The 6083-nt window shown below is 61.7% G+C and carries 6 protein-coding genes; 3 read left to right on the top strand and 3 right to left on the bottom strand.

Features of this window, described 5'->3' with window-relative positions:
- The 3 genes from AC0L3K_RS36870 to AC0L3K_RS36860 all read right to left on the bottom strand — a co-directional run.
- Positions 1–620, bottom strand: a 620-nt coding sequence (locus AC0L3K_RS36870) for an IS3 family transposase (protein ID WP_473367907.1), incomplete at its 3' end; no start/stop codon positions are given.
- A 638-nt stretch (positions 621–1258) separates the two neighbouring features.
- Positions 1259–2068: a polysaccharide deacetylase family protein gene (locus AC0L3K_RS36865; RefSeq protein ID WP_473367909.1), complete on the bottom strand. Its 810-nt coding sequence runs from the start codon at positions 2066–2068 to the stop codon at positions 1259–1261.
- Positions 2069–2346: 278 nt separating this feature from the next.
- A complete protein-coding gene (locus AC0L3K_RS36860; RefSeq protein ID WP_473367906.1) occupies positions 2347–2490 on the bottom strand; it encodes a hypothetical protein in 144 nt (47 codons plus the stop codon).
- A 116-nt stretch (positions 2491–2606) separates the two neighbouring features.
- Between AC0L3K_RS36860 and AC0L3K_RS36855 the strand changes: the two genes are divergently transcribed.
- The 3 genes from AC0L3K_RS36855 (at position 2607) to AC0L3K_RS36845 (ending at position 6070) form a co-directional block, all read left to right on the top strand.
- Complete coding sequence (locus AC0L3K_RS36855; protein WP_473367905.1) at positions 2607–4583, top strand: conjugal transfer protein TraG; 1977 nt, start codon at positions 2607–2609, stop codon at positions 4581–4583.
- A gap of 10 nt (positions 4584–4593) precedes the next feature.
- Positions 4594–5016, top strand: a complete 423-nt coding sequence (locus AC0L3K_RS36850; protein ID WP_473367904.1) for a CopG family transcriptional regulator — start codon at positions 4594–4596, stop codon at positions 5014–5016.
- A 391-nt stretch (positions 5017–5407) separates the two neighbouring features.
- On the top strand, positions 5408–6070 hold the full coding sequence (locus tag AC0L3K_RS36845; RefSeq protein ID WP_473367903.1) for a ribbon-helix-helix domain-containing protein: 663 nt from the start codon (positions 5408–5410) through the stop codon (positions 6068–6070).
- The last annotated feature ends 13 nt before the right edge of the window (positions 6071–6083 follow it).

Below are 6083 nucleotides of genomic sequence, written 5' to 3'. Positions count from 1 at the left end.
AACGCCGGCGGAGGCGCTTGACGATTGGCTATCATGAGTGAACAAGATCGCTGTTGCGACGATCGTTTGAATCCGCCTTGCACGCCGCGATCGGAATGATGGATCAATCCAGCCTGCGGCCACTGCTGCTGGATGGCCATCGTCAGCGCGGCGGATGCGAGTTCGATCTGCACATGATCCCGCATCGCCCACCCGACGATCTTTCGGCTGAACAGGTCCATGACGGCCGCCAGGTACAACCAGCCCTCCGCGGTCGGGATGTAGGTGATATCGGCGAGCCAGACCCGGTTCGGGGCGGGAGCCGTGAAGTCACGCGCGATCAGGTTCGGCGCAATCGGCAGATCGTGACGACTGTCGGTGGTGCGAACCCGACGGGGTCTCGCCATGATGGCTCGAATGCCATATCGACGCATCAGCCGTTCGATCCGGCCGCGACTGGCGCCACGGCCCTGCGTCCGCAGAGCGGCATCGACCCGCGGGCTGCCATAGCGCTGACCGCTGTTGTGATGGACCCGACGGATCTCGGCCAGGAGCGTGGAATTGGATCCCGCACGTGCGCTCACCGGGCGCTCGCGCCATGCGTAATAACCGGCCGGCGAAACCTCGAGCACGGCGCACATCAGCCGTACCGGTTAAGTCTCGCGATGGTCCTCGATGAAGCGGAAGCTCATGTCCGTGTTCCGGCAAAGATCGCGATCGACTTTTTAAAATGTCGCGTTCCATACGCAGCCGTTCGTTCTCCTGGCGCAGCCGAGCAATCTCCGAGGCCTGGTCCGCCGACATCGGCGTCGCTTGCGTGGTGGGGCGCCACGCCGCCGATGCCGGCTCGCGTCGGAGCTTATCGACCCAGCGCCGTAGCACCCAGTCACGCACACCGAGTTCCTCGGCCACCGACCCGATCGAGCGGCGGTTCGACCGCCTCGCGCTTGTACTCTTCGGTAAATGACCGACGTTGACGTTCCATTCGACACCTCCGGGCTCGATGAGCCTACTACAGGTGTCCACTCATTCGGAGGAGGTTCAGGAAGTGTTAGCCGATGGAGTACGGCATTGGCAGCGCCCGGCCCCTGGCGGACCCAGACATAATTGCATGGCGCAGGATTTAGCCGTCAACTCACCGTTGATCGCACCAATTGAGTTGAATTCTCCTTAGGATAGGAAATCGAGCAGCTGCCACTCTCGGTCATCACCAGCCTGCAGCAAACCCAAAAGGGACATCATCAGGAAGCTGCCATACGTGATGTCGAAAAGGCGCATGCTAGTGGCGCGTCTCAGCCTCCCTCTCGGCCTGGGCAGCCGGTACCAAATGCACGACTCGATAGCCGTTCTTGTGCAGATATCGCAGCAACGCAGGCATCATTACAGCAGTGCGGGCCTGGGCATCGTGCAGGAGGATGATGCCCTTTCTCGCGCTCTCTAGCTGCACGATGACATTCATGAGCTCTTGGTCCGGGCTAATGTCTTCCCAATCGCTCGCCCAAAGGTCGGTTCCGAACACGACGATCCCGCGCGACTGCAACGCGTCCAGCATTGCAGGCGACGAGTCGAAATGGGGAAAGCGGAAGAATGGCGTCGAAGGGACATTGGTCGAGACGCCCTTGAGCGCCAGTTCATCAGCTGCAATGCCGCGATCGATGTCGTCCATTGCCTGCTCGAACGGCATCTTGGACATCATCTGGTGCGACCAGCTATGGTGCGCAATGCTGTGGCCCTGTGACGCGATGCGGCGGACGAGCTCGGAAAATTCTGCCGAGGATCTGCCGACAAGGAAGAAGGTGGCCCGCACGCATTCCTGCGCGAGCGCTTCCAGCACTTTTTGTGTGTTTGGCGGCCTCGGACCGTCATCGAAGGTGAGGACGACCTCGTGATCTGCCAGAGGAAGGGTCTTCGGAAACTCATTCGATCCGACGCGCGGATAGGCCTTCGGATCGACAGCGAGTACGCGCGACGTTCCCAATGCGTCCTGCCGCGGGCAGTCGGTCGCGCTAGCGATGCCATTGCAGGCAAGCACCAAGGCCGCAGCGCCGGCAAGCCATGATGCCAATCTGTTCAAACGCCTGTTTGCCATCGCCCCCGGCGCGACCTTGCTTGCTGCGCAAACCCGTGCGCGCCATACGATATTCGATGTCACTAGAGGGATTTCTGCGCATCAATGGCATATCGGGCCAAAAAGCGTCGTTAGGCCCGGGCTGATGCGATGAACGCGGCGTTCTTAATGATTGAGCTTATTTCTGTGCCCTCTCTGGGAAGCATCCTGGCCCGACCTTGAGCATAGTCGGCAGGTCGCCAAGTCGCTCGTGTCAAGCACAACAACTTGCGAATGAGAACGCCACCAACGCCGGTTGATCAGATCAAGGGCGAATCCGCCATATCGAGCAAACGTCTGCCGCCGTAGCCGCGACGGTCACGCAACGACAGGATAATCGCCGGATCTTCCCAGTCGTTGTGGCTAGCATCACCGGTACGTACAGGGCCGTTAGGGATCTTCATTCACGAATGCGACCGTTCGCCAGACCCGCCGATTGCTGCGCCTTGACGCGCGCGGGTACGATGCACGGGCGGCACCGCTTGTGCGCACCTCATGAATGCCTCCACATCTCCAATCCATGTCCGCAACAAAGATCATATGGCATCAGGTCATCCTGGTTTGTCTCGTCGTACTCGCCTTCCTTTGGGCGGCTACCGAATGGACGGCATGGCGGCTTGCCTTCCAACCGCAGCTTGGACCGGCCTGGTTCAGGATTGGGCATTGGCCGATTTACCAGCCGGCAGCCTTCTTCGCTTGGTGGTTCAAATTCGACGCTTACGCACCGTTGATCTTTCTGGAGGGCGGCGCCATTGCCGCGGGCGGTGGCATCGCAGCAATTGCGCTAGCGATGATGCTCTCCGTCTTGCGGGCGCAAGAGGCGAGGGACGTCACCACCTATGGCTCGGCACGCTGGGCGGATGCGCGCGAGGTCAGGCGGGCGGGTCTCTTGGGATCTGACGGCGTCGTGCTCGGCCGGCTTGAGGGCCATTATCTGCGGCATGACGGGCCTGAGCACGTGCTCTGCTTTGCTCCCACGCGCTCTGGCAAGGGCGTGGGCCTCGTCATACCGACTCTTTTGACCTGGCCGGCTTCCACGATTGTTCATGACATCAAGGGCGAGAACTTCCAGTTGACTTCCGGCTGGCGCGCGCGATTTGGGCCAGTGCTCTTGTTTGACCCGACCAATCCGGCCAGCGCCGCCTACAACCCGCTTCTCGAGATCCGTCGTGGTGATTGCGAGGTGCGAGATGCCCAAAACATCGCCGATATCCTTGTCGACCCGGAAGGGGCACTCGAACGCCGCAACCACTGGGAAAAGACCAGCCACTCTCTCCTTGTCGGTGCAATCCTGCATGTCCTCTATGCCGAAGCCGACAAGACGCTCGCAGGCGTCGCCAATTTCCTGTCCGATCCCTCCCGCCCGATCGGCGCTACGCTCACCGCAATGCTCGCAACCCCGCATCTTGGAGGTAGCGTTCACCCCGTTGTCGCTTCGGCCGCGCGCGAGCTTCTCAACAAGAGCGAGAACGAGCGCTCCGGCGTGCTCTCAACCGCGATGAGCTTCCTGGGGCTCTATCGCGATCCGGTGGTTGCCAAGATCACCGCACGAAGCGATTGGCGCATCCGCGATCTCGTGGACGGCGCGGAGCCCGTCTCACTCTATCTCGTGGTGCCTCCATCCGACATCGTCCGCACCAAACCCTTGATGCGACTCATCCTCAACCAGATTGGGCGGCGGTTGACCGAAAGCCTGGATCCAGACCGGCGCCGGCAAAAACTCCTTCTGATGCTCGATGAGTTTGCAGCGCTCGGCCGGCTCGACTTTTTCGAGAGTCAGCTCGCCTTCATGGCAGGCTACGGCATCCGCAGCTTTCTGATCACCCAGAGCCTCAATCAGCTCGAACGCGCCTATGGGCCGAACCATGCCATCCTCGACAATTGCCACGTCCGGATCGCCTTCTCGACCAATGATGAGCGTACTGCCAAGCGCGTATCCGACGCACTCGGAACTGCGACCGAGTTGCGCGCCATGAAGAACTATGCTGGACACCGATTGAGCCCCTGGCTTGGACACCTCATGGTGAGCCGTCAGGAGACCTCGCGGCCGCTGCTGACGCCAGGCGAGGTCATGCAACTCTCGCCTAAAGAGGCAATCGTGATGATTTCCGGAGTCCACCCGGTGCGCGCCTCCAAAGCCCGCTACTATGAGGATCCGCAGTTCCAGCGACGTGTGCTGAAGCCAGCCCGCTTGGAGCCGCGTACCTTGTCCGCGGGAGCAGATGACTGGTCGGTCGGCGCCCCAATTCCGCCATCAGTCGAGCTACTGGCCAGACGCAAGCGCGGGAGTGATGGGGCGAACGGTGGTTTGCGTCGCGAGCCGGAATTGCCGGAACATGAGGAGATCGAGGTCAAGGCGCCGCTCGGCGAACACGAGTTCGACACCGACCTCGATGAGGGTGATGCCGATGCCGTCCAGGCACAAGCTCTGAGCCGCTCGATGCAGGGCGTTGCGCGGACCGTCAGCCTCGACCAGGACGATGGGATGGATCCGTGAGCGGGGCAGCGTGAAAAAGATCCAGCTCAGTATCTATCTCGATTCGGAAACCTTCAAAACGCTCGAGGCCTTCGCACAAGGCCGGGGTCAGCCCAAGTCCCTGGTCGCCGAGGCCGCGATCGGCTCCTTCCTTTCCCCTGATGATTCCGATCGGCGCGAGGCGGCGATCGCCAAGCGTCTGGACCGGATCGCGCGCCTGCTTGAGCGTCTCGAGCGCAATGATGGCATCACGCTTGAGACCATCGCGCTCTTCATCCGTTTCTGGCTGACCTCAACGCCGGCGCTCCCCGAACATTCGAGTCCCGCCGCGCGCGCCAAGGGCGCGGAACGTTACGATCGGTTTGTTGAGGCGCTCGGACGGCGGCTTGCAAGCGGATCCACCGTCCTGAAAGAGGTGAGCATCGACATGCATGCCTCTGAGAAGCCCGAGTAATCAGTACGCGCGCTCCAAATGCGCGCCGGTAGCTTTTGGCAATAGAGCGCTGGGTCAGATAGGCCGACCAGCAGGTCGGCAGCACGCCACGAATCACGCGCAAGGGACCGGCGCGTCACTCAAGGCGCCCGGGCCCGCTGCAACAGGCCATTGGCTGCCCGCGAAATGACACAGGCTTACAAATCCAGCTCTTCTTGAGACCGCCTTGTCTTTCTTTGGCTACGCCAGACTACGACGCAGATATCGATCCGGTTGAAGTGACGTTCGGATTGGCCCTTGTGTCAAGTCCATCATCGCTGGGGGCGATACAGCCGTTTCGATTCCGAAATCGACGCCGCGCGTGCCGCGGTGCGCGGGCAGGTCGCGGCCGCAAATTGGGAGTGAACGAGCAGTGCAAGTCGATGAAGAGCTTCGAGGCCAGCCCAGCTCGATTGTGAATCAAGCCGACAGCGATGCGCAGCCGAGCTCGAACGAAGGAGGGCGAACCAAGAAGGTCACCGTTCAGCTCTCCGAGAGCATGTTTCAGCGGCTTGAAGTTGCGACCGAACGCCCGGGACTCGGCAAGAGCATGGTCGTCGAGACGGCGCTTGAACGATTCCTGAGTCCTGCACCGCCCATCGATGGGCTCGTTCATGAGGCTCTGGACCGGCTCAGTGGCCAGATGGCCAGGCTCGAGCGCGAGAACGCGATCATCGCCGAGACCGTAGCCCTGCACGCGCGCTATCACCTCACCGTGACGCCGCCCATGCTGCCATCCGGCCAGCGAGAGGCGTGCCTGCTCGGGCAGCAGCGTTTCGAGGTGTTGGCGGAGCAGGTCGAACGGCGGGTACGGCTCGGTCAGCCATTGATCCAGGAGACGATCGATCGGCTGGGCAGGCGCAGTCGACCTGCCAGTGAAGCTCACGCTGGCGCGCCACAACGCGCGGCAGAAGAACAGCCGAGAAAGGCAGGTCTGTCCGCAGCCGCGGCGGACGGAAACTCCGAGCCGAGCGCTGCCGCCGAGGAGGGCGGCAGCAATCCGAACTTTCGAAACCTGCCGAACTCCTTTTGTTGAGGGGACCGAGCGG

The organism is Bradyrhizobium sp. MI1.10 (genome assembly GCF_055811035.1).
Note: the sequence above shows the minus strand (reverse complement) of the source record. Positions and strands in the feature narration are given on the sequence as shown.